Here is a 25,377-nt window from a genome sequence, read left to right on the forward strand (position 1 = left end):
GCCGTCTTTCCGTTCCGCAATCGAAGGCAGGCCCCCCGTGTCCGACATCCGCCCCCACCTGATCAACGGCCGCTGGGTTCACGGCGGCGAGGCGGTCGAGAACCGCAACCCTTCGGACCGCGCCGACCTGATCGGGCTTTACGCCGCGGGCAGCGCCGATGACGTGGCGCAGGCGGCAGAGGCGGCGGTGGCGGCGCAGCCCGCCTGGTTCGCGGCAGGCCCGCAGGCGCGCGCCGACCTGCTGGACCGCGTGGCCGCCGGGATCGAGGCGCGCGCGGCCGAGATCGCCACCACCCTGGCCCGCGAGGAAGGCAAGATCCTGCCCGAGGCCCTGGCCGAGGTGCGCCGGTCGGCCCAGATCTTCCGCTTCTTCGCCGGAGAGGCGCTGCGCATCCCCGGCGAGGCGCTGGCATCGGTCCGCCCCGGCGTGGACATCGAGGTCACGCGAGAGCCGGTGGGCGTGGTGGGCCTGATCACCCCCTGGAACTTTCCCGCCGCTATCCCCGCCTGGAAGGTCGCGCCCGCGCTGGCCTTCGGCAACACGGTGGTGCTGAAGCCCGCCGACCTGGTGCCCGGCACCGCGCATCTGCTGGCCCAGGTCATCCAGGACGCCGATTGCCCGGCGGGCGTCTTCAACCTGGTCATGGGATCGGGCCGCGTCGTGGGCCAGGCCATCGTCGAGGCCCCCGGGATCGCCGCCCTGTCCTTTACCGGATCGGTCCCCACGGGCCGCGCCATCGCCGCCACCGCCATCGGCGGCATGAAGAAGCTGCAACTGGAAATGGGCGGCAGGAACCCGATGGTGGTCATGGACGACGCCGACCTGGACCTGGCGGTGGATGCCTGCCTGAACGGCGCCTTCTATTCCACCGGCCAGCGCTGCACCGCGTCGTCGCGGCTGATCGTGCAGGCGGGCATCCACGACGCCTTCGTGGACCGGCTGTCGCGCGCGATGCTGGCCCTGCGCGTGGGCCCGGCGCTGGATCCCGCCAGCCAGATCGGGCCGGTAGTGTCGGGGGCGCAGCTTGAGGGCAACCTGCGCTATGTCGCCCTGGCGCGCGCCGAGGGTTGCGAGGTTCTGGGCGGCGAGCGCCTGGACGGCCCGACCGAGGGGTTCTTCCAGCGTCCCGCCCTGTTCCTGGGCGCCGACAACGCGATGCGCTGCGTGCGCGAGGAAATCTTCGGCCCCTGCGCGGCGGTGATCCGCGTCGACGATTTCGATCAGGCCGTCGCCATCGCCAATGACAGCGACTTCGGCCTGTCGGCGGGCATCTGCACCACGTCGCTGCGCCATGCGCGCGAATTCCGCAGGCGGGCGCGGGCGGGCATGGTGATGACGAACCTGCCCACCGCGGGCGTCGATTACCACGTCCCCTTCGGCGGCACCAAGGGCAGCTCCTACGGTCCGCGCGAACAGGGCCGCCACGCGGTCGAGTTCCACACGACCGTCAAGACCTCCTACTGCCTGGCGGGTTAGATGATGCAACAGTCCGACATCCTGACCATCAATCCCGGCACCACCACCACGCGGCTTGGCCTGTTCCGGGCCCAGGGCGCGGCGGTGACGCCCATCGCCGAGGAGACGATCGAGCATGACGAGACGGTGATGGCCCGCTTCGCCACCATCGCCGAACAGCTTCCCTTCCGGGGCGCGGCCATCCTGGACTGGCTGCAAGGCGCGGGCGCGGGCGCAAGGCTTGCGGCGGTCGCCGGGCGCGGCGGGATGCTGACGCCGGTTCCGGCGGGGGTGATCGCCGTCAACGACGACCTGGTCGATTTCGCGCTGCACCGGCCCGTGCATCAGCACGCCTCGAACCTGGGCGCGCCGCTGGCAAACCGCATCGCGGCGGCGGCGGGATGCCCGGCCTTCGTGGTCGATCCGGTGTCGGTGGACGAACTGCCCCCCGTCGCCCGCCTGTCGGGCTGTCCCGACCTGCCGCGCTTTTCCTTTGTCCATGCGCTGAACATCCGCGCCTGCGGCAGGCGCCTGGCCGCTGACCTTGGCAAGCCCTTCGACCGGCTGGACGCTGTGGTGGCCCATATGGGGGCGGGCATCTCCATCGCCGCGCTGAAGAGGGGGCGGATCGTCGAAAGCTCGAACCGGATGGAGATTTCGCCCTTTTCGCCGGAACGGGCGGGCGGTCTGCCGCCCATGTCGCTGATCGACCTGTGCTATTCCGGCGCCTATGACAAGGACACGCTGAAGCGGCGGCTGTACGGGCAGGGCGGCGTCTTCGCCTATCTAGGCACCAAGGACATGCGCCGGGTCGAGGCGATGATCGACGCGGGCGACAACCGCGCCCGCCTGGTCTGGGAAGCGATGGTGTATCAGATCGCCCGGGCCATCGGCGCGGTCGCGTCCGTGCTGGATTTCCGGCCCGACGGCATCGTCCTGACCGGCGGCATGGCCCATTCCGCCCGGCTGACCGATGCCCTGACGCGGCGCTGCGCGGCGCTTGGTCCCCTGCGCATCTATCCCGGCAGCCACGAAAGCGAGGCGCTGGCCGCAGGCGCGGCCCGTGTCCTGGCGGGCGTCGAGACCGCACGTTCCTGGCCCGTCACCCTTGATGTGGAGCCGCTGCCATGGTGATCCGCAGCTTTGCCGAACTGGACCGGATGCTGCGGGGCCGCGCCCTGCTGCGCCCCGCCATCGCCGGGGCCGAGGATGCGGCCGTGCTGGACGCGCTGGTCGCCGCGGCGGATGCGGGGCTGGTCCGGGGGGCGGTCCTGACCGGAAACGGCAGGGCCATCCGCGCCATGCTGCCCGCCGCCCTGGCGGACCGGGTGACGGTCCTTGACGCGCCGGATGCCGCCACGGCCGCGTCCCTGGCGGTGGCCGCCATCCGGTCGGGCGGGGCCAACATGCTGGTCAAGGGCCAGGTGGACAGCGCCGCCTATCTGCGCGCCGTGGTGGCCCGCGACACCGGCCTGCGCGGCAGCGGCGTCTTGTCCAACCTGACGCTTGCGGAAATGCCCTCGGTCCCGCGCCTGATCGGGGCCACCGACAACGGTATCCTGCCTTTGCCGACGCTGGACCAGAAACGGGCGATCATCGCCAATGCGGCGGCGCTGTTCCACGCGCTTGGAGTCACCCCCCTGCGGGTCGCGGCCATCGCCGCATCCGAAAAGGTGGCCGACAGCCAGCCCGCCACCGTCGATGCCGCAGCCCTTGCGGCTGAGGCGGCGACGGGCGCCTTTGCGGGCGTTCTGGTCGATGGGCCCTTCGGCTATGACGTGGCCCTGTCGGAAGCGGCGGCGCGGAAGAAGGGCCTGGAAAATTCGCCCGTGGCCGGTCGCGCGGATCTGATCCTGTTCCCCTCGATCGAGGCGGGCAACGCCACCGTCAAGGCCTGGAAGCTGCACGGCCAGGCGCGCACCGCCAGCATCGTGCTGGGCGCGCGGGTGCCGGTGTTGCTGAATTCCCGCGCCGACGGGACCGACCAGCGGCTGCTGGGCTTTCTGCTGGCCGGGGCGCTGCTGGCCACCGAAGGGGTTCCGGCATGACGGTTCAAACGGTTGGGATCATCGGGGCGGGCCAGATGGGCAACGGCATCGCCCATGTCTTCGCCTTGGCCGGATACGACGTGCTGCTGACCGACATCAGCCCCGAGGCGCTGGAGAAGGCCCTGGCGCTGATCGACCGCAACCTGGAACGCCAGGCCAGCCGGGGCAAGATCAGCCCAGACGACAGACGGGCCGCCATGGACCGCATCCGCACCACCCTGCGCCTGGCCGACCTGGGCCGGACCGACCTGGTGATCGAGGCCGCGACCGAGCGCGAAACCGTCAAGCAGGCGATCTTCGAGGATCTGGTCCCGCACCTGTTGCCCCACACCATCCTGACCTCGAACACCTCGTCGATCTCGATCACGCGGCTGGCAAGCCGCACCGACCGGCCGGAAAAGTTCATGGGCTTTCACTTCATGAACCCCGTTCCGGTGATGCAGCTGGTCGAACTGATCCGGGGCATCGCCACCGACGAGGCGACCTACAGGACATTGCACGCGGTCGTCGAGAAGCTGGGCAAGACGGCGGCCAGCGCCGAGGATTTCCCCGCCTTCATCGTCAACCGCATCCTGATGCCGATGATCAACGAGGCGGTCTATACGCTTTATGAAGGCGTCGGAAACGTGAAGTCCATCGACCAGTCCATGAAGCTGGGCGCCAACCACCCGATGGGCCCGCTGGAACTGGCGGACTTCATCGGGCTCGACACCTGCCTGGCGATCATGAACGTGCTGCACGACGGCCTGGCCGACACCAAGTACCGCCCCTGCCCCCTGCTGACCAAATATGTCGAGGCCGGCTGGCTGGGCCGCAAGACGGGCCGGGGCTTCTACGACTATCGCAGCGAAGCCCCGGTGCCGACGCGCTGACACGCGCCCCATGTGGCATTCAGGCGCGACGGCGGCGGCAATCCGTTCTCGATTGCACGGATAGACAAAGAACCACAGGAGGTAACGATGAAGGCCCTGACCATGACGGCCGCCCTGATGCTGGCGGCAACGGCCCTGCCCGCCCTGGCCGATGATGCGCAGACCTGCGGCACGGTGCGCTACTCCGATCCCGGCTGGACCGACATCACCGCGACGAACGGCGTGGCGGCGGTGCTGCTGGAGGCGCTTGGCTACAAGCCAGACATCGCCACCCTGTCGGTCCCGGTCGGATACGAGGCGCTGAAGAACGGCCAGACCGACGTGTTCCTGGGCAACTGGATGCCCGCCCAGCAGAAGTTCCGCGACGACCTGGACGCGGCAGGCACCATCGCCGTGCTGGCGCAGAACCTGGAAGGCGCCAAGTTCACCCTGGCCGTCAACAAGGCGGGCGCGGATGCGGGGGTCAAGGACTTCGCGGATCTCGACGCGCAGAAGGACGCGTTCGGCGGCAAGATCTATGGGATCGAACCCGGCGCGCCCGCGAACCAGTCGATCCAGGCGATGATCGAGGCCGACGAATTCGGCCTGGGCGACTGGCAACTGGTGGAATCCGGTGAACAGGCCATGCTGGCGCAGGTCACGCGCAGCGGCGACAAGCCGGTCGTGTTCCTGGCCTGGGCGCCGCACCCGATGAACGAGGCTGTCGCCATCACCTATCTGTCCGGCGGCGACAAGCAGTTCGGCCCCGATTTCGGCGGCGCGACCGTGCATACGCTGGCGCGCAAGGAATGGGTCGCGGCCTGCCCGAATGCCGCCAAGCTGTTCACCCAGCTGGTCTTCGACGTGCCGATGGAAAACGTGCTGATGGGCAAGATCCTGGACGACGGCATGGACGCGCGCGAGGCTGCCAGGGAATGGCTGGCCGAAAACCCGCAGGCCGCGGACAAGTGGCTGGACGGCGTGACCACGCTGGACGGGCAGCCGGGCGTTGACGCCCTCAAGGCAGCGGTGGCCGGATAAGACCTTGCAGCCCAATATCCTGATCCTGATGGTGGACCAGCTGTCGGGGGTGCTGTTCCCCGACGGCCCGGCCCCCTTCCTGCACACGCCGAACCTGCGCCGCCTGGCTGAACGGTCCACGCGTTTCGCCAACACCTATACCGGCAGCCCGCTTTGCGCGCCCGCGCGGGCCAGCTTCATGTCGGGGCAGTTGCCGCGCCGGACGCGGGTTTATGACAACGCGGCCGAGTTCGCCTCGGACATCCCGACCTATGCCCATCACCTGCGGCGGGGCGGTTACCAGACCAGCCTGTCGGGCAAGATGCATTTCGTCGGCCCCGACCAGCTTCACGGGTTCGAGGAGAGGCTGACCACCGACATCTATCCCGCCGATTTCGGCTGGACGCCCGATTACCGCCGCCCGGGAGAGCGGATCGACTGGTGGTATCACAACCTGGGATCCGTCACCGGCGCAGGCGTGGCGGAAATCACCAACCAGTACGAATACGACGACGAGGTGGCCTTCAATGCCTGCCGCAAGCTTTACGACCTGTCGCGCGGGCGTGACGACCGGCCCTGGTGCCTGACGGTCAGTTTCACCCATCCGCACGACCCCTTCGTGGCACGCCGCAAATACTGGGATCTGTATGAGGGCATCCCGGAACTGGAGCCGCCCGCCGCCATCCCCTATGACGACATGGACCCCCATTCGCAACGGCTGATGGACGCCTGCGACTGGAGGGCCTTTGAGATCACCGACGATCACGTCCGCCGCGCACGGCAGGGCTATTTCGCCAACATTTCCTATGTGGACGAGAAGATCGGCGAAATCCTGGACGTGCTGGACCGCACCCGGCAAGACGCCATCGTCCTGTTCCTGTCCGACCATGGCGAGATGCTGGGCGAACGCGGCTTGTGGTTCAAGATGAACTTCTTCGAAGGCTCGGCCCGGGTGCCGCTGATGATCGCGGCCCCCGGCATGGCGCCGGGCCGGGTGGACCAGCCGGTCAGCACCATCGACGTTCTGCCCACGCTCTGCGACCTGGCCGGTCTGTCGATGGAGGAGATCGCCCCCTGGACCGACGGGCATTCGCTGGCCCAGGGCGCGGATCGCGGCCCGGTGCCGATGGAATACGCGGCCGAGGGCAGCGTGTCGCCCATGGTCGCCCTGCGCGACGGGCGGTGGAAATACATCGCCTGCGCGGCTGACCCCGAGATGCTGTTCGACCTGCAAGCCGACCCCGGGGAACGCCAGAATGTGGCGGGCGATCCCGGCCATGCCGTGCCCCTGGCCCATCTGCGCGTCCTGGCAATGCAGCACTGGGATCTGGACGCCTATGACGCCGAGGTGCGCCAGTCCCAAGCCCGCCGCTGGATCGTCTATGAAGCGCTGCGCAACGGCGCCTATTACCCCTGGGACCACCAGCCGCTGCAACTCGCGTCCGAACGCTACATGCGCAACCACATGGACCTGAACGTGCTGGAGGAAAGCCAGCGGTTCCCGCGCGGGGAATAAGGGAAAGGGCCGGTCATCCCGGCCCTTTTTCTTACGCCTCGGTCTTTTCGCCGCGGCTTTGCATGAACTGGTCGAACTCGGCCTTGTCCTTGGCCTCGCGCAGCTTTTGCAGGAAGTCCACGAATTCGCGGTGTTCGTCCTCCAGCCGCTTCAGCGTTTCCTCGCGATAGGCGTCAAAGGCGCTGTTGCCGGTGGACGGGGCGTAATAGCGGGCGCGGCTGTGGCGGTTGCTGCAACTGAACATGCGTTTGCTCCAGATCATGTAGGCCAGAAGGGCCAGGCCAAGCGGCCAGAAGACGACAAAGCCAAGAACCACCGCGGCGATCCAGGCCAGCTTGCCGCGTTCGTCCAGCCAGTCGCGGGCGCGGATCAGCGGACCCTGCACGCGCGACGGCAAGGGATAAGCGGGCATTCGATAGGATGCGCTGTGCATCTGAGGGGAACCTCCCATGTTAATGTTAATCACATTTACATAGATGGGCGCGGCAAGGCGCCCTTCAAGCGGCGTGCCGAAAATTATTCGCCGATCAGGCCAAGCCCGCGCAGATAGATCAGGGCGCCGCTTTCCAGCATCTCGGCCGCGCTGACCGGGCTGCGGCCGCCGGGCTTGCCGCGCGAGAACAGTTCCACCACGCCATGGCTCAGCGCCCAGATATGGTTGGCGACCATGCGGGCGGGGGGGCGGCGGTCGGGGGGCAGGCGTTCGGCCATGGTTTCGGCCGCCTGGATCAAGATGTGCTGCGCGCGTTCGGAGGCCGCCGACAGGTCGGCATTGCCCGCGATGGACAGGCCTGATTCAAACATCGCCATGTAATGCCCGGGCCGCTGGGCGGCGAAATCCAGATAGGCCTGCCCCATGCGCATGAAGGCCGTCAGCGGCCGCGGCCGGCCCTTGTCAAAGGCGCGCTCCAGCCGGGTGCCGAAATCGACGAAGCCCTGGCGGGCCACCTCCTCCAGCAGGTCGTCGCGGCCCTTGAAATGGCGATAAGGGGCGGCGGGGGACACGCCCGCGCGGCGCGCGGCCTCGGTCAGGGTAAAGGCCAGGGGGCCGGTTTCCTCGATCAGCGCGGCGGTGGCATCGACCAGGGCCTGGCGCAGGTTGCCGTGGTGATAGGTCTTGCGGTCGGGCACCTACATGCCTTCGCCGAAGTAATCCCCCACCAGCGCCTCCAGCGCGTCGGCCAGGGCGGCGGCGTCGGGGCCGGTGGTGGTCACAGTGATCTGGCTGCCGCGCGGCGCGGTCAGCATCAGCAGGCCCATGATCGAATCGCCCGACACCGACATGCCGTCCTTTTCCACCTGCGCCTGCGCGTCAAAGCGTTCGACCAGATCCACGAACTTGGCGCTGGCGCGGGCGTGCAGGCCCTTTTCGTTGATGATCGCCAGCTGGCGCGTGATCGGCCCGTTCATCAGAAGCGCGATCCCGTGTCCAGCGCCGCCTCGACCGGGACGTTGTAGGAATTGATGTATTTGCGCCCGGCTTCCTTGGCAAAGGCCACGGCATCGGGCACCGGCAGGTGGCGCGACTTGGCCAGCTTGACCAGCATGGGCAGGTTCGCGCCATAAAGGATGGTCCGGTCGCGCACCGCGCAGGCCGGCAGCGACAGGTTCGAGGGCGAGCCCCCGAACAGGTCCGTCACCACCACCACGCCATTGCCGTCGTCCACCGAATTGGCCGCCGCCTGAATCTCGGCCGTCTTGGCGGCGCGGTCGTGATCGTCCTCGATCGCGACGGCTGCAATGCCGCTTTGCGGACCCACCACATGCTCGACCGCCGAGAGATACTCTCGGGCCAGGCCGCCATGCGCCACGATCACGATTCCAATCAACGCGTTCCACCACGTTCAACAGCGCGCAACCGGCCCGTCTCCTGGACGATGCCGGACGCATCCCCCAGGGCCGACGGCGCCGGTGTGCGACGCTCGAGTTCCCTGTGCCTTATTGACACCGGCCAGCCCGCCTTCGCAAGCGTAAGACCGACCTTTTCAGCCAAAGTGACGGAACGATGTTGTCCGCCGGTGCAGCCGAAACCGACCGAAAGATGCGACTTCCCCTCCTCGACATAGGCTGGAAGCAGAAACAGGATCATGCCGCACACGCGATCCAGGAATTCCGCGAAGCGCGAATCACCCGAAACGTGATCCTGAACCGCCCTGTCCCGCCCCGTCAGGGGACGCAGCGCCGGTTCCCAATGCGGGTTGGTCAGGAAGCGGCAGTCGAACATCATGTCGATGCCCCGCGGCACCCCGCGCTTGTAGCTGAAGGAATGCAGCGACACGGAAAGCCTGCCGTCCGGGCGGATGTCGAACCACCGCGTCAGTTCGGCCTTGAGGTCGTGGGGCGAAAGCTCGGACGTATCGACCAGCACATCGGCGCGCACCCGGATCGGCGACAGAAGGTCCAGTTCCGCCATGACGCCCGCCGCCGGGGCGCTGTCGGGGGCCAGGGGATGGCGGCGGCGCGTTTCGTTATATCGGCGCTCCAGCACCTCGGGCGCGCAGTCCAGGAACAGCACCTCAGGGGTGTAGCGGGGGTCACGGGTCAGCTTGTCGATCAGCTCGATCACGTTGCTGGCGGAAAAGTCGCGGTTGCGCACGTCCAGCCCAAGCGCCAGGGGCACGGGGCGGCTTGGTCCGTCCAGCAGCCGGGGGATCAGCGACAAGGGCAGGTTGTCGATGGCCTCATAGCCCAGATCCTCCAGCACGTTGATCGCAGTGGACCGCCCCGCACCCGACGGGCCGGTGACCAGCACCAGCCGCTGCACCCCTTCGTCAGGGGCGGTTCCCACGGATCCTGCCTGGGTAGGGATGTCGGCCAAGGTGACCATGTTTCCTGCCTGTAAGGGCCCTATCGCCTGTGTCATGCGACGCGGCCGCCCAGCAAAAGCTGCCGCAACGCAGCATAAAGATGCGGTCGATACGGGGCCGTGACAAGGGGCAGCCCCACCCCCAGCACATCATAGCTGCGCGACTGTGGCAGCCGATCCTCGGACCCGGCGCCCAGATCGACGGCCTGCACCAGCCTGACCGGGCCAGAGGGCGCGGCAGCCAGGATGCCCACCCCCCGCGCCTCGATCCGGCCCAGCAGCGCGGGCGGGCAACTGGCAATGATGGCATCGCCCTCGCGCCGCAGGTCGGTGCGGTCGTCGGCCACCAGCATCGCCCCCGCCGCCATCAGTTGCAGCGCCAGGGACGACTTGCCCGAACCCGAGGGGCCCAGGATCAGCAGCCCGGCGCCGTCCAGGGCAATCGTGGTCGCGTGAAGCTGCATTGCGAATCACCTCCTGTCCCGATTTTCGCCTGCCCGGGCTAACACGAGGTTGAGAAACGAGGGTCCAGCCATCCTGTTTGCGATAACATTCTCTGTTTCCGCTAACTGTTCGCGCCAACTTCTTTTTTGCATTTCGCGCCATGCTATAGCCGCCCCCATACTGCTTCACGAAAGTGTCGCAAGCCCATTTGCCCCAAGGAGCGTCGAAGCTATGGCCATGCGTGTAAACCCGAACTGCAAGCTTGAGGATCAGGGAATCGAGGGGCTCGGCCGGGTTTATTACAACCTTCTGGAACCGGCCCTGATGACCGAGGCGGTGGCCCGCGGCGAAGGCACGCTGGGTCTGGGCGGCACCTTCCTGGTGTCCACCGGCGCCCATACCGGCCGTTCGCCCAAGGACAAGTTCGTGGTCCGCACCCCCGAGGTCGAGGACACGATCTGGTGGGACAACAACAAGCCCATGTCGCCCGAGGCCTTCGACCGCCTGCACGCCGACATGCTGGCGCACATGAAGGGCCGCGACTACTTCGTGCAGGATCTGTTCGGCGGTGCCGATGCCGACAACCGGCTGGACGTGCGCGTGGTGACGGAACTGGCCTGGCACGGGCTGTTCATCCGCCACCTGCTGCGCCGCCCCGGCGCCGAGGAACTGGCCAGCTTCGTGCCCGATTTCACCATCATCAACTGCCCCGGCTTCAAGGCCGACCCGGAACGCCACGGCTGCCGGTCGGAAACCGTGATCGCGCTGAACTTCGCGAAAAAGCTGATCCTGATCGGCAACACGGCCTATGCGGGCGAGAACAAGAAGTCGGTCTTCACGCTGCTGAATTACCTGCTGCCGGAAAAGGGCATCATGCCGATGCACTGTTCCGCCAACCACGCCATCGGCAATCCCGACGACAGCGCCGTGTTCTTCGGCCTGTCGGGCACCGGCAAGACCACGCTGTCGGCCGATCCCTCGCGCGTGCTGATCGGCGACGACGAACACGGCTGGTCGGACAAGGGCATCTTCAACTTCGAGGGCGGCTGCTACGCCAAGACCATCAACCTGTCGCCCAAGGCCGAGCCGGAAATCTATGCCACCTGCTCTCGCTTCGGCACCGTGATCGAGAACATGGTGGCCGATCCCGACACGCTGGAGCTGGATTTCGAGGACAACTCGATCACCGACAACATGCGCTGCGCCTATCCGCTGGAGGCGATCAGCAACGCGTCCCCCACCAGCCTGGGCGGGCATCCGAAGAACGTGATCATGCTGACCTGCGACGCTTATGGCGTGCTGCCCCCCATCGCGCGGCTGACGCCGGCGCAGGCGATGTATCACTTCCTGTCGGGCTTCACCTCCAAGACGCCGGGGACCGAGGTGGGTATCGTCGAGCCGATCCCGACCTTCTCGACCTGCTTCGGCGCGCCCTTCATGCCGCGCCGCCCCGAGGTTTATGGCAAGCTGTTGCAGGAAAAGATCGCCCAGCATGGCGCAAGCTGCTGGCTGGTCAACACCGGCTGGACCGGCGGGGCGTTCGGGACCGGCAAGCGGATGCCCATCGCTGCGACCCGCGCCCTGCTGGCCGCCGCCCTGGATGGCAGCCTGAACGACGTGCAGTTCCGCAAGGATCCGAACTTCGGCTTCGAGGTTCCGGTCTCCGTGCCGGGCGTCGAGGACAGGCTGCTGGATCCGCGCCAGACCTGGGCGGATGCTGCTGCCTATGACAAGCAGGCCGCCAAGCTGGTGCAGATGTTCAGCGACAACTTCGCGCAATATCTGGAAGCCATCGACGACGAAGTGCGCGCGGCGGCTATCGGCTGAACGGGCCGGACATGAACAGGAAAGGCCGCGCGGGTTGCGCGGCCTTTTGCTTTCGGGACGCGGTGCGTGCAAGCACGCACCCTACAGCGGTCGGTAATCCGTAGGGTGCGTGCTTGCACGCACCATGGGCCTACCCGATCCGGCCGCCGCCCTGTTTCGTGATCGCCACCACCGCCGGGCGCACCGGCATCGCGTCGTCAAAATCCGGCCAGCGGGTCGACAGATCCTCGTAATAGGACGGGCGGCCGTGGCCTTCCCAATCCTCGCCGCCATCGCCGGGATGCTGGACGGCCACGAAGAAGGTGGTCATGTCCCTGGTGATGCAGGGACCGCACATCTCGGCCCCGACCGGGACGCGATAGAACAGCCGAGAGGTGCCGCGCGCCGCGCCCTCGGTATCGACCGCCCACAGCCCGTCCGTGCGCCCCGTGTCCCCCATCGAGTTGCCGTCGGTGGACACCCACAGCCGCCCGTCGCTGTCCACGGCGGCGTTGTCGGGCATCCCGAACCAGCCGTTCACGGTGGTTTCGGTTGAAAACGTCGCGCCCACCTCGGCAATCTTCGGATCGCCGCATTTCACCAGGATTTCCCAGGTGCCGGTCGTGGCGGTGAAGTCGCCATCCGCTTCGATGATCTCGATGATATGGCCGAAGGCGTTTTCCACGCGGGGGTTGGCGGCGTTCGCCTCGTCGCGCCTGGTGTTGTTGGTCAGCATCACATAGGCGCGGCCTGTGACCGGGTTCGGCTGGATGTCCTCGGGGCGGTCCATCGGCGTCGCTTCCAGCAGGTCGGCAGCGCGGCGGGTCTCGATCAGCACGTCGGCCTGGGAGGAAAAGCCGTTGGCGGCGGTCAGCGGGCCTTGGCCGTGGACCAGCGGCAGCCATTCGACGCGGCCGTCGTCGTGGAAGCGCGCGACATACAACGTGCCGTCGTCCAGCAGATCCATGTTCGCGGCGCGGTTATTGGGGTTATAGGCGCCCGCCGTGACGAACTTGTAGACATAGTCGAACCGCTCGTCGTCGCCTAGGTAGAAGACCACGCGGCCGTCCCTGGCGACCACGCTTTCCGCGCCCTCGTGCTTGAAGCGGCCAAGCGCGGTGCGCTTCTTCGGGGTCGAGGCCGGGTCCATCACGTCCACCTCGACGATCCAGCCGAAGCGGTTGGCCTCGTTTGGGTCTTTCGAGACATCGAAGCGTTCGTGGAACCTGCCCCAGGCATAGGTCGCCTCGGGGATGCCAAGGCGTTCGTAATTCGCGGCCTCGGGGTGGCCTTCCGGCAGGGTGCCCATGAAATAGCCGTGGATGTTCTCCTCGGCCATGATCCAGGTGCCCCAGGGGGTCACGCCGCCCGCGCAGTTGTTGATCGTGCCCATGACGGCGCGGCCCGAGGGATCGGCCACCGTTTGCAGGCGCGCATGGCCCGCCGCCGGGCCGGTCAGTTCCATGGCGGTCCTGGCGGTGATGCGGCGGTTCAGGGCACCGTCCAGCACCGGCTGCCATTTGCCGTCCACCTTGCGGATCTCGATGATCGTGCCGCCATGGGCCGCCATCTCGATGCCCACGCGGGTCTCGTCGGCCTCGGAGACCGCGATCTCGCCATCGGTGATGGTGACGATGCCGGGGAACATCAGGTGGTCGTTGGTGTATTCGTGGTTCACGACCAGCAGGCCCCGGTCGTCCGCGCCGCCCAAGGGGATGAAGCCCACGAAGTCGTTGTTGTATCCGAACTGGCGTTCCTGCGCGGCCTCGGACTGGTTCAGGGGGTCGAAGTCGGGCGCGTCGGCAAAGACCTTGTCGCCCCACCGCAGCAGCACGTCGGCGTCATAGCCCGGGGCCACATGGTGATCGGCATCGACGTCCGCCGTCACCTCGGGGAAGGTGAAGGCCGAGGCCGGGGACGCCTGCGCATCCGTGGCCGAGAGCAGCGCGATCGGGCTGACCGTGGCGGAAATCGCCGTCACCGCCATCGAGCCTTTCAGGAAACCGCGCCGCGAGAAACGCGCCGCGATGATCTCGCCCATGGTGGGGGTCCTGGTGGGGTTCAGGCCGGGACCGTCGGCGTCCTCCAGCTTGCTGGTGCGGAAGATGGGTCGGGTCTGCTGGTCACGCATCGCGCTCTCCTGGCTGGTCTTGGCCACATGGCCTGTCGGGCAGCGATTAGGCAGGTGGTGCGACAAGGATGCGTCAGGATTGTGAAGCTTTGGCGAAACGCCCGCCAGAGGGCGGGCGTTCGGACCGTCCGGTCAGAGGCCCAGGCACCAGCGCATCACGGCCTTCTGGGCATGGAGTCGGTTCTCGGCCTCGTCCCAGATGACCGAATGGGGGCCGTCCATCACGGCGCTTGTCACCTCGTCCTCGCGGTGGGCGGGCAGGCAATGCATGAACAGGCTGTCCGGCTTGGCCTTGGCCATCAGCGCCTCGTTCACCTGATAGCCCCGCAGCTGGTTGTGGCGGCGTTCCTTGGCGGACTGGGGGTCGTGCATCGACACCCAGGTATCGGCGATGACCAGATCGGCGCCCTCGACGGCCTTGGCAGGGTCGCGCACGATCTCGGCCCGGACGCCCTGGGCGCGGGCGAAGTCCAGCGCCTCGGCCTCGGGGTCCAAGGGCGGGGGGCCGCTGAAGGTGAAGTCGTATCCGAACTGGCCCGCCCCATGGATCACGCTGGCGCAGACATTGTTGCCGTCGCCGACCCAGACCACCTTGCGGCCGGCAATGGGGCCGCGATGTTCCTCGAACGTCATCACGTCGGCCATGATCTGGCAGGGATGGGTGCGGTTGGTCAGGCCATTGATGACGGGCACGGTGGCGTGTTCCGCCATTTCCAGCAGGGTCGCTTCCTCGAAGGTGCGGATCATGATCAGGTCCACATAGCGCGACAGCACGCGGGCGGTGTCGGCGATGGTTTCGCCATGGCCCAGCTGCATCTCGGATCCCGACAGGACCATGGTCTGCCCGCCCATCTGCCGCACGCCCACATCAAAACTGACGCGGGTGCGGGTCGAGGGCTTTTCGAAGATCAGCGCGACCATGCGGCCCGCCAGCGGCTGTTCGTCGTCGGGCGCGCCCCTGGGGCGGCCGTTGCGGGCGGTCTTCATGGCAAGGGCCTGGTCGATGATCGACCGCAGATCCGCCTTGCCGGTGGTGTGGATGTCCAGAAAATGCTTCATCTTTGCGTCTTTCGCGATTTGGGCAAGGAAGCCCGCTTGGCTGGCCCGGGTCAAGAGGGGGCGCTGCCCCCACGCGCGTGCCGCGCGTTCCCCCGGGATATTTGCGTGAAGAAGAAGCGGTTATCGTCGGCGCGTCAGCAGGCGGCAGGGATGGTTCCCGCCGCCGGTGCCGTGCAGGGTCGCGAGGTCACGCAAGGCTGGCCGCCGCGCGGTCGAGGCGGGCCACCGCCTCGGCGATTTCGTCATCGGTGATGTTCAAGGGCGGCAGCAGGCGCAGGGTGTTGTCGGCGGCGGGCACGGTCAGCAGGTGCTGGGCATAGCCCGCCTTGACCAGGTCGGTCGGTGCGAGCTTGCATTTCAGGCCCAGCATCAGGCCCTGGCCGCGCACGGCCTCGAAGACATCGGGATGCGCGGCGACCAGGCCTTCCAGCTTTTGCCGGAACAGGGCGGCCTTGCGGTTGACCTCGGCCAGGAAGGCGTCGTCGGCGACGATCTCCATCACCCGGGCGCCCACGGCGCAGGCCAGGGGGTTGCCGCCATAGGTGGACCCATGCGTGCCCGCAACCATGCCCGCCGCAGCCGCCTCGGTCGCAAGCACCGCACCCAGGGGGAAGCCGCCGCCGATGCCCTTGGCGACCATCATGATGTCGGGGGTGATGCCCGCATATTCATGCGCGAACAGGCGGCCCGTCCGGCCCATGCCGCATTGCACCTCGTCCAAGACCAGCAGCGCGCCGTGCTGGTCGCAGAGCGCGCGGATCTGTTGCAGGTCCGCGTCGGGCAGCGGGCGGATGCCGCCCTCGCCCTGCACGGGTTCCAGCATCACCGCCGCCGTCCGGTCGCTGATGGCGGCCTTCAGCGCGGCCATGTCGCCCCAGGGCAGTTGCCGGAAGCCCGGCATCAGCGGGCCGAAGCCCTTGGTCATCTTTTCCGACCCCGAGGCCGCGATGGCGCCGGTCGAGCGGCCGTGGAAGGCGCCCTCGAAGGTCAGGATCTCGATGCGGTCCTCGCCCTTTTCATGCCAGTATTTGCGGACCATCTTGATCGCCAGCTCGGCGGCCTCGGTCCCGGAATTGGTGATGAAGGCTGTGTCGGCGAAGGTGTGGTCCACCAGCAGGTCGGCCAGCCGTTCCTGCTGCGGGATCTGGTAAAGGTTCGAGACATGCCAGATTTTCCCCGCCTGTTCGGTCAGCGCGGCGACCAGATCGGGATTCGCATGGCCCAGCACGTTCACCGCGATGCCCGACCCCAGGTCCAGGTACCTTTTGCCGTCCGTGGCGATGGCCCAAGCCCCTTCGCCCTTCTCAAAGGCAATGGGCGCGCGGTTATAGGTCGGCAGGACGTGCGAAATCATAGGGGGCTCCCCGATTGGCAGGACGATTCTGGAAGGCAGGCGGGATCGGACGGTGACTTTGCGTCAACGTCGGGGACGGGCGGAAAAGGCGGTCCAGGCGATCATGCCCGTGGGGATAGCGCCGATTCGCCCCCCGCGCAATCACGCTTTCATCCGATAGCCGGATTTCAGCCAGCGCCAGGCCAGGGCCAGGACCAGCGCCACGACCGCCGTGCAGACCAGCAGCCCCCGCCCGACCGGCGCGTCGCTGACGCCGGTGACGCCGTATCGCGCGCCGTCGATCAGGTAGAAGACCGGGTTCCAGTGCGACAGCGTGCGGAAGGGTTCCGGCAGGGCCTGGACCGAATAGAAGGTGCCCGACAGGAAGGACAGCGGCGTGATGACGAAGTTGCTGATCGCCGCCATCTGGTCGAACTTCTGCGCCAGGATCCCGGCCAGGATGCCAAGTCCGCCCAGCATCAGCGCGGCCAGCAGGACAAAGGCCAGCGCCCAGGCGGGATGGGCAATGCCCCGCCCCGTGACCAGAACCATGCCGGTGCCGATCACCGCCCCCACCAGCCCCGCGCGGGCGACCGACCCGGCCAGATAGCCCGCCAGCAGCTCGCCCGCCGACAAAGGCGGCATCAGCGTATCCACGATATTGCCCTGCACCTTGGCCGAGGTGATCGAGCTGGAGGTGTTGGCGAAGGCGTTCTGGATCACCGTCATCATCAGGATCCCCGGCCCCAGGAAGACCAGATAGGGCAGGCCCATCACCTGGCCCCGCCCCTGCCCCATCGCTAGGGCGAAGATCAGCACGAACAGCGCCGCCGTCATCAGCGGCGCAAAGACCGTCTGCTGCCAGACGGCCATGAAGCGCATCACCTCGCGCGTGGCGAGGGTGCGCAGGCCCAGCCAGTTGACGCGGCCGAAACGGCGCACGCCCATGGCCGGGGACTCGGGGCGGATCGTGGGGGACATCGTCGCGGTCCTTGAATTTCTGGTGCCAGGCGGCTAAATCCGGGCATCCCGTTTCTGACGGGGGCAATCGCAGGTTTCAAGATGGGGCGGCAGGTCAGCTTTGAGGCTGGGGCGCGCCCGGAAAGGCAGCCATGTCCTGGACGGATGAACGCGTCGAGACGCTGAAGCGCATGTGGGCCGAAGGCCAGTCGGCCAGCGCCATCGCCAAGGAGCTTGGCGGCGTGACCCGCAACGCGGTCATCGGCAAGGTCCACCGCCTTGGCCTGTCGAACCGCAACGATGAACCGGAACCCGCGCCCGCCCCCGCCCCCGAACCCGCCATCGGATCCGGGGCCGAAAAGAAGATCGACCGCAAGCCCGCGCTCGCCAGCGCCCCCGACATCCGCCCGGAACCGCAGCCGGAGGCAGCCGCCGCCGCGCCCGCCCAACCGGCCGAGGAAGAACCCGTGACCCAGCCTGTCTTCACCCCCGTCCCCCGCCGCCCCATCGTGCCCGCGGGCCAGCCCCTGCCGCCGCAGCCGTCCGCCAACGAGATCAGCCCGGAAACCCTGGCCTCGGTCCGCGAGGTGGAAAAGCGCGCCCGCAAGCTGACCCTGATGGAACTGACCGAGCGCACCTGCAAATGGCCGATCGGCGATCCCGCGACCGAGAAGTTCTGGTTCTGCGGGTTGCCCAGCCAGCCCGGCAAGCCGTATTGCGAGGCCCATGTCAGCGTGGCCTTCCAGCCGATGAGCTCGCGCCGCGACCGCCGGCGGTAAGTCCCGGCACCGACCCGAAAAAGGCCGCCCACGGGGCGGCCTTTCCGCATGACGGCGGCGATCACGCCCCGTTGCCCGGCCCTTCGGCCTTGATGGACCGCAGAAAGACCCCGACCCGTTCGGCATAGGCCCCCTCGTCGTCCGGCCGGCTGTTCCAGTCGGCAAGCCAGTCGAACAGCGAGGCGGCGCGCCGGTCGGAAAACCGCATCTTCCAGTCCGGGAACAGCCGCCGGTCCAGCGACCCCTGGTCAAGGATCGTCATGTCCATGTGCCGGTCGTCGTCGCGCAGCGCGTCGAGAAGCCGGAAGACCTGCCGCCACGGTCCTTCGAGCCATTGGAAAAACACCCCGTTTTCATAATGCAGGCAGCCGGTCAGGCCGTTCGACCGGTTGCGCTGGCGCGAGCGGTCAATGATCCGCTCAAGCTGGTCGTCGGCAAGGCCTGGCTGGGCAAGGCTGCGATACAGGCAATAGCCCAGCCTGTCCTCGGTGACGGGCTTCCAGAACTGTTCCTGCACGTCAAGGCGCTCGGCGGAGGGATCTTCCAGCATGGCCATCATCGTTTCGAAATCCGGGCCATGATCCCGTTTTGCCTGTGCAAGGCAAGACCGATGATGCTTAGGATTGGAACGACCCGCCTGCCCTTTCCGGCAGCCTTTCCCGGTGATCCGCGCCCCTGCCCGGGGCCAGGGCCGCATCCTTCCCATCGGGATGAAAGGCGGCTACACAAGCGCCGACCGTAAAGGACGCGACCATGGCCCGCCATCTCATCACCTCTGCCCTGCCCTATATCAACGGCATCAAGCACCTGGGGAACCTCGTCGGATCCCAGCTTCCCGCCGATCTTTATGCCCGCTTCCTGCGCGCCCGGGGGCACGAGGTGATGTTCATCTGCGCCACCGACGAACACGGCACGCCCGCCGAACTGGCCGCCGCCAAGACGGGCGAGCCGGTGGCCGATTACTGCGCGCGGATGCACGGCGAACAGGCGGCCCTGGCGCGGGGCTTCGGCCTGTCCTTCGACCATTACGGCCGCTCCTCCAGCGACCGCAACCGGGTGCTGACCCAGCATTTCGCCGGAAAGCTGGCCGACAACGGCTATATCGCCGAGGTCAGCGAAAAGCAGGTCTATTCCGTGGATGACGGCCGCTTCCTGCCCGACCGCTATATCGAGGGCACCTGCCCCAATTGCGGCTATGACAAGGCGCGCGGCGACCAGTGCGAGAACTGCACCAAGCAGCTTGACCCCACCGACCTGATCGACCCGCGCAGCGCCATTTCCGGCAGCACCAACCTGGAGGTGCGGGAAACCAAGCACCTCTATCTGCGCCAGTCGGCACTGAAGGGCCAGATCAGCGACTGGATCGACAGCAAGACCGACTGGCCGATCCTGACCACCTCGATCGCGCGCAAATGGCTGGACGATGGCGAGGGCTTGCAGGACCGGGGCATCACCCGCGACCTGCATTGGGGCGTGCCCGTGAAACGCGGCGACCAGCCCTGGCCGGGGATGGAGGGCAAGGTCTTCTATGTCTGGTTCGACGCCCCCATCGAATACATCGCCGCCACCGCCGAATGGGCCGATGCCCATGGCCAGCCGGACAGCGCCTGGCGCCGCTGGTGGCGCCGCGACGAGGGGGCCGAGGACGTGACCTATACCCAGTTCATGGGCAAGGACAACGTGCCCTTCCACACCCTGTCCTTCCCGGCCACGCTGATCGGCTCGGGCGAGCCGTGGCGGATGGTCGATTACATCAAGTCCTTCAACTACCTGACCTATGACGGCGGGCAGTTTTCCACCAGCCAGGGGCGCGGCGTCTTCATGGACCACGCCCTGGAGATCCTGCCCGCCGACTATTGGCGCTGGTGGCTTTTGTCCCACGCCCCCGAATCCGGCGACAGCGAGTTCACCTGGGAGAATTTCCAGCAATCCGTGAACAAGGATCTGGCCGACGTGTTGGGCAACTTCGTCAGCCGGATCACCAAGTTCTGCCGGTCCAAGTTCGGCGAAACCGTCCCCGAGGGCGGCAGCCATGGCCCCGCCGAAACCGCGCTGATCGAGGCCCTGACCGCCCGCATCCGCGCCTATGAAGACCACATGGCCGCGATGGAGGTCCGCAAGTCCGCGTCCGAGCTGCGCGCCATCTGGGTTCTGGGCAACGAATACCTGCAATCGGCCGCGCCGTGGACCACGCACAAGTCCGATCCCGATCAGGCCGCGATGCAGGTCCGCCTGGGCCTGAACCTGATCCGCCTTTACGCGGTGCTGTCCGCGCCCTTCATCCCCTTCGCGGCCCAAGCCATGCTGGAGGCGATGGGCACCACGGACGACCACTGGCCCGACGACGTGGCCGCCGCCCTGTCCGCCCTGCCCCCCGGCCATGCCTTCGCCGTGCCCGACGTGCTGTTCGCCAAGATCACCGACGACCAGCGGACAGAATGGGAAGACCGCTTCAAGGGTGTGCGCCAGTAACCCGTGCCGGGCGGTGGACATTCCCGCCCGGTCTGCCTTTAGTTGCGGCGAACGCCGTCAACCGAAAGGCTGGACATGACGCATTGCATCCTTCTGGGCGCGCCCATCGACGAAGGCCAGCGCCGCCCCGGCTGCCTGATGGGCCCCGCCGCCTATCGCGTCGCGGGACTGGCGCAGACGCTGACAGCCCTGAACCATTCGGTCGAGGATCGCGGCGACGTGACGCCCGGTCCCGCGCCCGCCGTCACCTGCCCCAACCCCGCCGTCCATCACCTGCCCGAGGTGATCGCCTGGACCGATGCCCTGCGCGAGGCCGTGGCCGATGCCCTGCAAGACGGCCTGCCCATCACCATGGGCGGCGATCATGCCCTGGCGCTTGGCACCGTGGCGGGCGCGGCGGTCCATGCGGAACGCGCGGGGCGGCCCCTGTTCGTGATCTGGCTGGATGCCCACAGCGATGTCCACACGGTGCGGACGACGACCTCGGGCAACCTGCACGGCACGCCCATGGCCTATGCCCTCGGGCTGCCGGGCTTCGATCCCTTTCCGCCCTTTCCCCACCCGGTGCCGGGCCGGAACATCTGCATGTTCGGCATCCGCAGCGTCGATCCGGCCGAACATGCCGCGATGCAGGCCATCGACATCACCGTGAACGACATGCGCGTTCTGGACGAACAGGGCATCGTCGCCCCCCTGCGCGCCTTCCTGGACCGCGTGGGGGCGGAAAACGGGATGCTGCACGTGTCGCTGGACGTGGACTTCCTCGACCCCTCCATCGCGCCCGCCGTGGGCACCACGGTTCCGGGCGGCACCACCTTCCGCGAGGCGCATCTGGTCATGGAGCTGCTGCACGAATCGGGGCTGGTCACGTCTTTGGACCTGGTTGAGCTGAACCCCTTCCTGGACGAACGCGGCCGCACGGCCAAGCTGATGGTCGATCTGGTGGGCAGCCTGATGGGCCGCAAGGTCTTCGACCGGCCCACCCGAAGCTTCTAGGGCCGCAGTTTCCGAAAGCCTTGCCAATCGGCGCGGCGCCCGTTAGCGACGCCCAAGGCGCGGGCGTGGCGGAATGGCAGACGCATGGGACTTAAACTCCCTGGGGCGCAAGCCCGTGCGGGTTCAAGTCCCGCCGCCCGCACCAGTTTTCCCTGAAAAGCAGAAGGCCAGCCCCGGGGGACTGGCCTTTTTGAACAACCGTGGTGCCGGTGAAGGGACTCGAACCCCCGACCCCATCATTACGAATGACGTGCTCTACCAGCTGAGCTACACCGGCATCAGGTTGTGCCGCGCCGGATAGCAGGTTCCCGGGTGGGGGAAAAGGGGGCGCGGCACTTTTTCTGCATCAGGGCCGCGTCTTGCCTTCGGTCCAGTCGGCTTCCTCGGGCGGGGTCACGTCGGGGCGGATCAGAACCGGCTCATCGACGGGCCGCGACGGCGGGGTGGAGACGATCACCAGTTCGGGCTGCGGTTCCGGCCTGGCTGGCGCAGGCTCGGGCGTGGTGATGGTGCGGGCGGGCTCGACGCTGACATAGTCGCTTTCGCGCGGCACCATGCCGGGGGCCACGTCCGCGATCTCGACCGGGCGGGGCTTGGGGGCCTCGGCGGGCTTATCCGCCACAACCTCGGGCGCCGGGGCTGCCTCGGCAGCCGGGACAGGTTCCGCCACGGGCTCGTGCCTGGGCGCGCCGACCAGCAGGGGCAGCATCTCGGCGCCCGTGGCGGTCGCGACCGGGCGCACGCTGTCGGGCTCTCTCCAGGTCAGCGTGTCAAAGCCGCCGCAGCTGTCGCAGGTGGGCGACCAGTCGGCCATCACGTTGTGGCACTTGTCGCACACCCATTGCGGCCCGCGCGAGGCCGTCAGCGCACGCGCCAGATAGCCGCGCACGACGCTGTCGTCGGCGCCCTCGCCCCGTTCGACCGCCGCCATGATCGACAGCGTCCGCACGGTGGGATGCTTTTCCGCCAGGTCACCAAGTGCACGGCGGGCGCCGGGGAAATCCTCGGCCGCCAGCAGCAGCTCGGCCTTGAGCAGGCGCGATTCCTCGTGGTCCGGGCTTTTGGCGATCAGGCGGTTGAAGCGGGCCAGGCGGGCGGCGGGCGTCTCGTCCGGGACGATCTCGGCATAGGCCGCGGCCACGTCGGGATGCGGGCGCACCGACCAGGTCTTTTCCAGCACGCGCGAGGCGTTGCGGTAATCCTTTTGCGCGATATAGCTGCGCGCGGCCAGCACCGCCGCCGGGATCAGGTCGGGCGAGGCCTTGTTGGCCGAAATCGCGGCCTCGCGCGCGCTGATGGAGTTGCCATGAGCCAGAACCTCGCTGGCTTCCTGCAGGGCCAGCACGGCGTCGCGGCGGATGTGCACGTCCTTGGGCAGGTCGCCCTGGCGGCGCTTGTCCTTCAAAAGCTGCCGCGCGCCCTTCCAGTCACCCTCGCGCATTTCCAGGCCCAGAAGCGTGTCCTGCAGCTCGCGGTGCCTGGGCTTTAGGGCATAGGCCTTTTGCGCCAGCAAAAGCGCAGTGGCGGTGTCGCCCTCGTCCATCTTCTGGCGCATCAACCCCCGGATACCCACGAAACGGGTGCGGTCGTCTTCCAGCAGGGTGCGATAAACCTGGCCCGCGCGGGCCTTGTCGCCCGCGACCTCGGCGGCCTGGGCCGACAGCAGGTTGGTGATATGGGGCATGTTCAGGTATTTCTCGGCCTTGGCGGCCTTGTCCTGCGCCAGCTTGCCCTCGCCGGATGCCACGGCCAGCATCCCCTCGCCCAGGGCGGCATAGCCCTTGCGTTCGCGGGACCGGGCGAAATACCGGTCGATGGCAGTTTCGTCCCCCGCCAGGAAGCGGATGAAGGCCAGCGCCAGGCCAAGCGCCTTGAAGGCCAGCCAGGCCAGCACCATCAGCACCAGCAGCGCCACGACCGCCTTGACCGGGGTCAGGGCGTATTCGGTCCCCCCGTATTCGATGCGCAGCATCTGCCCGGTCTCGGACAGGTGAAGCGCGCCAAGCGAGATCACCAGGACAACGGCAAAGAAGAACAGGATTTTCAACAAGGACAGAAGCATTGCCCGGACCTCAGTTTGAAGGGGCGGACAGGTCGGACAGGGCCGCCTGCGCGTCGCGATAGGTCGTGGCGCCCGCCAGCCAGTCGGCCATGGCGGGGGCGGCGCGGGCGTCCTCGGGCAGGGCCTCGATTTCCGTCACGGCATCCCCGATGTGGCCCGCCTCGACGGCGGCGTCGGCGCGCGACAGGATCGCGTCAGGGTCATTGCCTTCGCGCGGCTCGACGGACCGGGCGCCGGTCTGGGCGCGCAGGAAGTTGGTGAACAGGCTGCCGTTGCCCGCCGCGCTTTCCTCGCGCAGCGCGGCGCGCAGGGCGGCGCGCGCGGCCTCGGGGAAGTCGGCCTGCAGGCTGTCGAGGCTGGGCACCGGGCGCGTCAGCGCCTCGGGCGTCTCGATCCCCGCGCCTTCAAGGGTCTGGCGCGCCTCGTCGGGGGTGACGCCGCGATCCAGCGCGGTTTGCAGGGCGGCGATGGCGGCGACCGCCTCGGCCCGGCGGGTGGTCTCGGTGGCGGCCTGCTGCAGCTGCTGCGCCTCGGCTTGGGCCGCGTTGATCTGCGCCTGCGCGGCCTGAGCGGCGGTTTGCAGCTGCTGTTCCAACGTATCGGCCTGGTCCGCCAGGGTCTGCACGCGGGCGGCCAGTTCGGGGTCGATTTGCGGACGGGCGGACAGTTCCCCGATCTGCGCGGCCTGTTGTTCGATCTGCTGGCGCAAGGCCGCCAGATCCTCGGCCGAGGGTCCGGGGGGCGTGTCCGGCGTCGCGGCCTCGGCCGCCTCAAGCTCGGCCCGCAGGGCGTCGATCCGTTCGGCGGCCGCGGCCTCGGCGGCGCTGACGGCCTCGGCGCGCAGGGCGGCGACATCGACCTGCGGCGCGTCAGTGGGTTGGGCGGCGGGCTGCGGGGGCAGCCAGCCTGCGGGCAGGTGCGGCAGCGCCCAGATCGTCGCCGCCGACCCAAGGCCCGCCGCGACCACACCGCCCAGGACCACGGGCCAGAAGCCGGTCTTCCGCACCGTCACCGTCTGCGCGGGTGCGGGGTTTACAGGGGTCACGGGGGTCGAAGCCGCAGCGGGGGCCGGTGTATCGCGCAGCACCGTCTGCGCGGGTGTATCCGTCGGCGCGTCCGTGAGCACCACATCCGGCTTGACAGCTTCCGCCTTGCGTTCGGCTGCGGGATGCTGCCCGGTGCCGTCGCCCAGCAGGGTCGATTCGATGGGTGTGATCTCGCCCCCGGTCGCCATGGCCGCGCTGCCGTCGCCGGGGCCGGTCTCGGCCTGCGCGATCACGCCCGGTTCGGCGGCGTCCTTTTTCAGCATCAGGGGCGTCTCGTCCCGCGAAACTTCGGTTCGGCTCGGGCTTCTGGTCTTGTCTGGCTTTTTCACGTTCTGTCCCCGTCATCGCGGCAGCAGGCATGGCCGCGCGTGGCCCGCAGCCTAATCAGCCAGGGGCTGCTTCTCAACCCGCCCTGCGCATCATTGTTCCGTCAGGGAAAGGCTGCGGATCGCCCGGGCCATGGCGGCGGCATCGGGCGAATCGGCGATGCGGCCCCCCGCTGCCGGTCCGTCCCAGGCGGCCAGCGCGGCGGCGCTGATCGCGACCGGCCACAAGGGCGCCCGCGCGCCCCGCGCGGCCTCGGCCACCAGCC

Annotated in this window: 23 protein-coding genes and 2 tRNA genes; 11 read left to right on the top strand and 14 right to left on the bottom strand. The window is 68.0% G+C overall.

The genetic code is table 11. The annotated features are described in order from the left end of the window. Positions 1–37 precede the first annotated feature (37 nt). From JX613_RS06745 to betC, 6 genes are all read left to right on the top strand, one after another. Positions 38–1,477 (top strand): aldehyde dehydrogenase family protein, encoded by a 1,440-nt coding sequence (locus JX613_RS06745; RefSeq protein WP_419538819.1) that lies wholly within the window; start codon positions 38–40, stop codon positions 1,475–1,477. Further along, the gene (gene buk / locus JX613_RS06750; protein ID WP_237168401.1) at positions 1,478–2,590 is read left to right on the top strand and encodes a butyrate kinase; all 1,113 of its coding nucleotides are present in this window, start codon (positions 1,478–1,480) and stop codon (positions 2,588–2,590) included. Beyond that, positions 2,584–3,504, top strand: coding sequence for a phosphate acyltransferase (locus JX613_RS06755; RefSeq protein ID WP_207100695.1), 921 nt, complete (start codon positions 2,584–2,586; stop codon positions 3,502–3,504). The genes buk and JX613_RS06755 overlap by 7 nt, the downstream gene beginning before the upstream one ends. Then, complete coding sequence (locus JX613_RS06760) at positions 3,501–4,376, top strand: 3-hydroxybutyryl-CoA dehydrogenase (protein WP_207100696.1); 876 nt, start codon at positions 3,501–3,503, stop codon at positions 4,374–4,376. The genes JX613_RS06755 and JX613_RS06760 overlap by 4 nt, the downstream gene beginning before the upstream one ends. Positions 4,377–4,463: 87 nt before the next feature. Beyond that, positions 4,464–5,396 carry a choline ABC transporter substrate-binding protein gene (choX, locus tag JX613_RS06765; RefSeq protein WP_207100697.1) on the top strand — a complete coding sequence of 311 codons (933 nt, stop codon included), beginning with the start codon at positions 4,464–4,466 and terminating at the stop codon, positions 5,394–5,396. Between the two features lie 4 nt (positions 5,397–5,400). Further along, the gene (gene betC / locus JX613_RS06770) at positions 5,401–6,891 is read left to right on the top strand and encodes a choline-sulfatase (RefSeq protein WP_272874511.1); all 1,491 of its coding nucleotides are present in this window, start codon (positions 5,401–5,403) and stop codon (positions 6,889–6,891) included. A gap of 31 nt (positions 6,892–6,922) precedes the next feature. On the opposite strand, the gene JX613_RS06775 is transcribed toward betC, so the two are convergent. From JX613_RS06775 to JX613_RS06800, 6 genes are all read right to left on the bottom strand, one after another. Beyond that, positions 6,923–7,303: a DUF2852 domain-containing protein gene (locus JX613_RS06775; protein WP_207100699.1), complete on the bottom strand. Its 381-nt coding sequence runs from the start codon at positions 7,301–7,303 to the stop codon at positions 6,923–6,925. 104 nt (positions 7,304–7,407) lie between these two features. Then, positions 7,408–8,022, bottom strand: coding sequence for a WHG domain-containing protein (locus JX613_RS06780; protein WP_207100700.1), 615 nt, complete (start codon positions 8,020–8,022; stop codon positions 7,408–7,410). Continuing rightward, a complete protein-coding gene (locus JX613_RS06785; RefSeq protein ID WP_207100701.1) occupies positions 8,023–8,301 on the bottom strand; it encodes an HPr family phosphocarrier protein in 279 nt (92 codons plus the stop codon). After that, positions 8,301–8,720, bottom strand: coding sequence for a PTS sugar transporter subunit IIA (locus JX613_RS06790; RefSeq protein ID WP_207100702.1), 420 nt, complete (start codon positions 8,718–8,720; stop codon positions 8,301–8,303). The genes JX613_RS06785 and JX613_RS06790 overlap by 1 nt, the downstream gene beginning before the upstream one ends. Continuing rightward, on the bottom strand, positions 8,717–9,718 hold the full coding sequence (rapZ, locus tag JX613_RS06795; protein WP_207100703.1) for an RNase adapter RapZ: 1,002 nt from the start codon (positions 9,716–9,718) through the stop codon (positions 8,717–8,719). The genes JX613_RS06790 and rapZ overlap by 4 nt, the downstream gene beginning before the upstream one ends. Positions 9,719–9,750: 32 nt before the next feature. Beyond that, positions 9,751–10,161, bottom strand: a complete 411-nt coding sequence (locus JX613_RS06800; RefSeq protein WP_207100704.1) for an HPr kinase/phosphorylase — start codon at positions 10,159–10,161, stop codon at positions 9,751–9,753. A 211-nt stretch (positions 10,162–10,372) separates the two neighbouring features. Between JX613_RS06800 and JX613_RS06805 the strand changes: the two genes are divergently transcribed. After that, positions 10,373–11,968, top strand: a complete 1,596-nt coding sequence (locus JX613_RS06805; RefSeq protein WP_207100705.1) for a phosphoenolpyruvate carboxykinase — start codon at positions 10,373–10,375, stop codon at positions 11,966–11,968. Between the two features lie 130 nt (positions 11,969–12,098). Here JX613_RS06805 and JX613_RS06810 read toward each other — a convergent pair whose 3' ends face one another. From JX613_RS06810 to JX613_RS06825, 4 genes are all read right to left on the bottom strand, one after another. Next, the gene (locus JX613_RS06810; RefSeq protein WP_207100706.1) at positions 12,099–14,078 is read right to left on the bottom strand and encodes a PhoX family protein; all 1,980 of its coding nucleotides are present in this window, start codon (positions 14,076–14,078) and stop codon (positions 12,099–12,101) included. Positions 14,079–14,210: 132 nt separating this feature from the next. After that, the gene (gene argF, locus JX613_RS06815; RefSeq protein WP_207100707.1) at positions 14,211–15,137 is read right to left on the bottom strand and encodes an ornithine carbamoyltransferase; all 927 of its coding nucleotides are present in this window, start codon (positions 15,135–15,137) and stop codon (positions 14,211–14,213) included. 187 nt (positions 15,138–15,324) lie between these two features. Beyond that, positions 15,325–16,491 carry an aspartate aminotransferase family protein gene (locus JX613_RS06820; protein WP_207100708.1) on the bottom strand — a complete coding sequence of 389 codons (1,167 nt, stop codon included), beginning with the start codon at positions 16,489–16,491 and terminating at the stop codon, positions 15,325–15,327. Positions 16,492–16,632: 141 nt separating this feature from the next. Then, a complete protein-coding gene (locus JX613_RS06825) occupies positions 16,633–17,451 on the bottom strand; it encodes an ABC transporter permease (protein ID WP_237168402.1) in 819 nt (272 codons plus the stop codon). A gap of 131 nt (positions 17,452–17,582) precedes the next feature. Here JX613_RS06825 and JX613_RS06830 point away from each other — a divergent pair, with 131 nt between their 5' ends. Then, complete coding sequence (locus tag JX613_RS06830) at positions 17,583–18,209, top strand: GcrA family cell cycle regulator (RefSeq protein WP_207100709.1); 627 nt, start codon at positions 17,583–17,585, stop codon at positions 18,207–18,209. 61 nt (positions 18,210–18,270) lie between these two features. On the opposite strand, the gene JX613_RS06835 is transcribed toward JX613_RS06830, so the two are convergent. Then, complete coding sequence (locus JX613_RS06835; RefSeq protein ID WP_207100710.1) at positions 18,271–18,759, bottom strand: BLUF domain-containing protein; 489 nt, start codon at positions 18,757–18,759, stop codon at positions 18,271–18,273. Between the two features lie 203 nt (positions 18,760–18,962). On the opposite strand from JX613_RS06835, the gene metG reads away from it, so the two are divergent. From metG to JX613_RS06850, 3 genes are all read left to right on the top strand, one after another. Then, positions 18,963–20,681 (top strand): methionine--tRNA ligase, encoded by a 1,719-nt coding sequence (gene metG / locus JX613_RS06840; RefSeq protein WP_207100711.1) that lies wholly within the window; start codon positions 18,963–18,965, stop codon positions 20,679–20,681. 75 nt (positions 20,682–20,756) lie between these two features. Then, a complete protein-coding gene (rocF, locus tag JX613_RS06845; RefSeq protein WP_207100712.1) occupies positions 20,757–21,677 on the top strand; it encodes an arginase in 921 nt (306 codons plus the stop codon). A 59-nt stretch (positions 21,678–21,736) separates the two neighbouring features. Continuing rightward, a tRNA-Leu gene (locus tag JX613_RS06850) sits at positions 21,737–21,822 on the top strand. A 56-nt stretch (positions 21,823–21,878) separates the two neighbouring features. Here the strand turns inward: JX613_RS06850 and JX613_RS06855 are convergent. The 3 genes from JX613_RS06855 to JX613_RS06865 all read right to left on the bottom strand — a co-directional run bounded on the left by JX613_RS06855 (position 21,879) and on the right by JX613_RS06865 (position 25,048). Continuing rightward, positions 21,879–21,954, bottom strand: a tRNA-Thr gene (locus JX613_RS06855). A 69-nt stretch (positions 21,955–22,023) separates the two neighbouring features. Further along, a complete protein-coding gene (locus JX613_RS06860; protein WP_419538820.1) occupies positions 22,024–23,724 on the bottom strand; it encodes a heme biosynthesis protein HemY in 1,701 nt (566 codons plus the stop codon). A 25-nt stretch (positions 23,725–23,749) separates the two neighbouring features. Further along, the gene (locus tag JX613_RS06865; protein ID WP_207100714.1) at positions 23,750–25,048 is read right to left on the bottom strand and encodes a COG4223 family protein; all 1,299 of its coding nucleotides are present in this window, start codon (positions 25,046–25,048) and stop codon (positions 23,750–23,752) included. Positions 25,049–25,377: the final 329 nt, after the last annotated feature.

The organism is Paracoccus shandongensis (assembly GCF_017315735.1).
Classification (GTDB): Bacteria; Pseudomonadota; Alphaproteobacteria; order Rhodobacterales; family Rhodobacteraceae; genus Paracoccus; species Paracoccus shandongensis.

What these genes read in the sequence shown, in the direction of transcription:
- JX613_RS06755 (WP_207100695.1), top strand. Translation starts at nt 2,584, where the DNA reads ATGGTGATCCGCAGCTTTGCCGAACTGGACCGGATGCTGCGGGGCCGC.
- JX613_RS06830 (WP_207100709.1), top strand. Translation starts at nt 17,583, where the DNA reads ATGTCCTGGACGGATGAACGCGTCGAGACGCTGAAGCGCATGTGGGCC.
- JX613_RS06800 (WP_207100704.1), bottom strand. Translation starts at nt 10,161, where the DNA reads ATGCAGCTTCACGCGACCACGATTGCCCTGGACGGCGCCGGGCTGCTG.
- JX613_RS06775 (WP_207100699.1), bottom strand. Translation starts at nt 7,303, where the DNA reads ATGCCCGCTTATCCCTTGCCGTCGCGCGTGCAGGGTCCGCTGATCCGC.
- JX613_RS06760 (WP_207100696.1), top strand. Translation starts at nt 3,501, where the DNA reads ATGACGGTTCAAACGGTTGGGATCATCGGGGCGGGCCAGATGGGCAAC.
- JX613_RS06805 (WP_207100705.1), top strand. Translation starts at nt 10,373, where the DNA reads ATGGCCATGCGTGTAAACCCGAACTGCAAGCTTGAGGATCAGGGAATC.
- buk (WP_237168401.1), top strand. Translation starts at nt 1,478, where the DNA reads ATGATGCAACAGTCCGACATCCTGACCATCAATCCCGGCACCACCACC.
- JX613_RS06865 (WP_207100714.1), bottom strand. Translation starts at nt 25,048, where the DNA reads ATGCTGAAAAAGGACGCCGCCGAACCGGGCGTGATCGCGCAGGCCGAG.
- JX613_RS06820 (WP_207100708.1), bottom strand. Translation starts at nt 16,491, where the DNA reads ATGATTTCGCACGTCCTGCCGACCTATAACCGCGCGCCCATTGCCTTT.
- metG (WP_207100711.1), top strand. Translation starts at nt 18,963, where the DNA reads ATGGCCCGCCATCTCATCACCTCTGCCCTGCCCTATATCAACGGCATC.
- rocF (WP_207100712.1), top strand. Translation starts at nt 20,757, where the DNA reads ATGACGCATTGCATCCTTCTGGGCGCGCCCATCGACGAAGGCCAGCGC.
- JX613_RS06785 (WP_207100701.1), bottom strand. Translation starts at nt 8,301, where the DNA reads ATGAACGGGCCGATCACGCGCCAGCTGGCGATCATCAACGAAAAGGGC.
- rapZ (WP_207100703.1), bottom strand. Translation starts at nt 9,718, where the DNA reads ATGGTCACCTTGGCCGACATCCCTACCCAGGCAGGATCCGTGGGAACC.
- choX (WP_207100697.1), top strand. Translation starts at nt 4,464, where the DNA reads ATGAAGGCCCTGACCATGACGGCCGCCCTGATGCTGGCGGCAACGGCC.
- argF (WP_207100707.1), bottom strand. Translation starts at nt 15,137, where the DNA reads ATGAAGCATTTTCTGGACATCCACACCACCGGCAAGGCGGATCTGCGG.
- JX613_RS06835 (WP_207100710.1), bottom strand. Translation starts at nt 18,759, where the DNA reads ATGCTGGAAGATCCCTCCGCCGAGCGCCTTGACGTGCAGGAACAGTTC.
- JX613_RS06825 (WP_237168402.1), bottom strand. Translation starts at nt 17,451, where the DNA reads ATGTCCCCCACGATCCGCCCCGAGTCCCCGGCCATGGGCGTGCGCCGT.
- JX613_RS06810 (WP_207100706.1), bottom strand. Translation starts at nt 14,078, where the DNA reads ATGCGTGACCAGCAGACCCGACCCATCTTCCGCACCAGCAAGCTGGAG.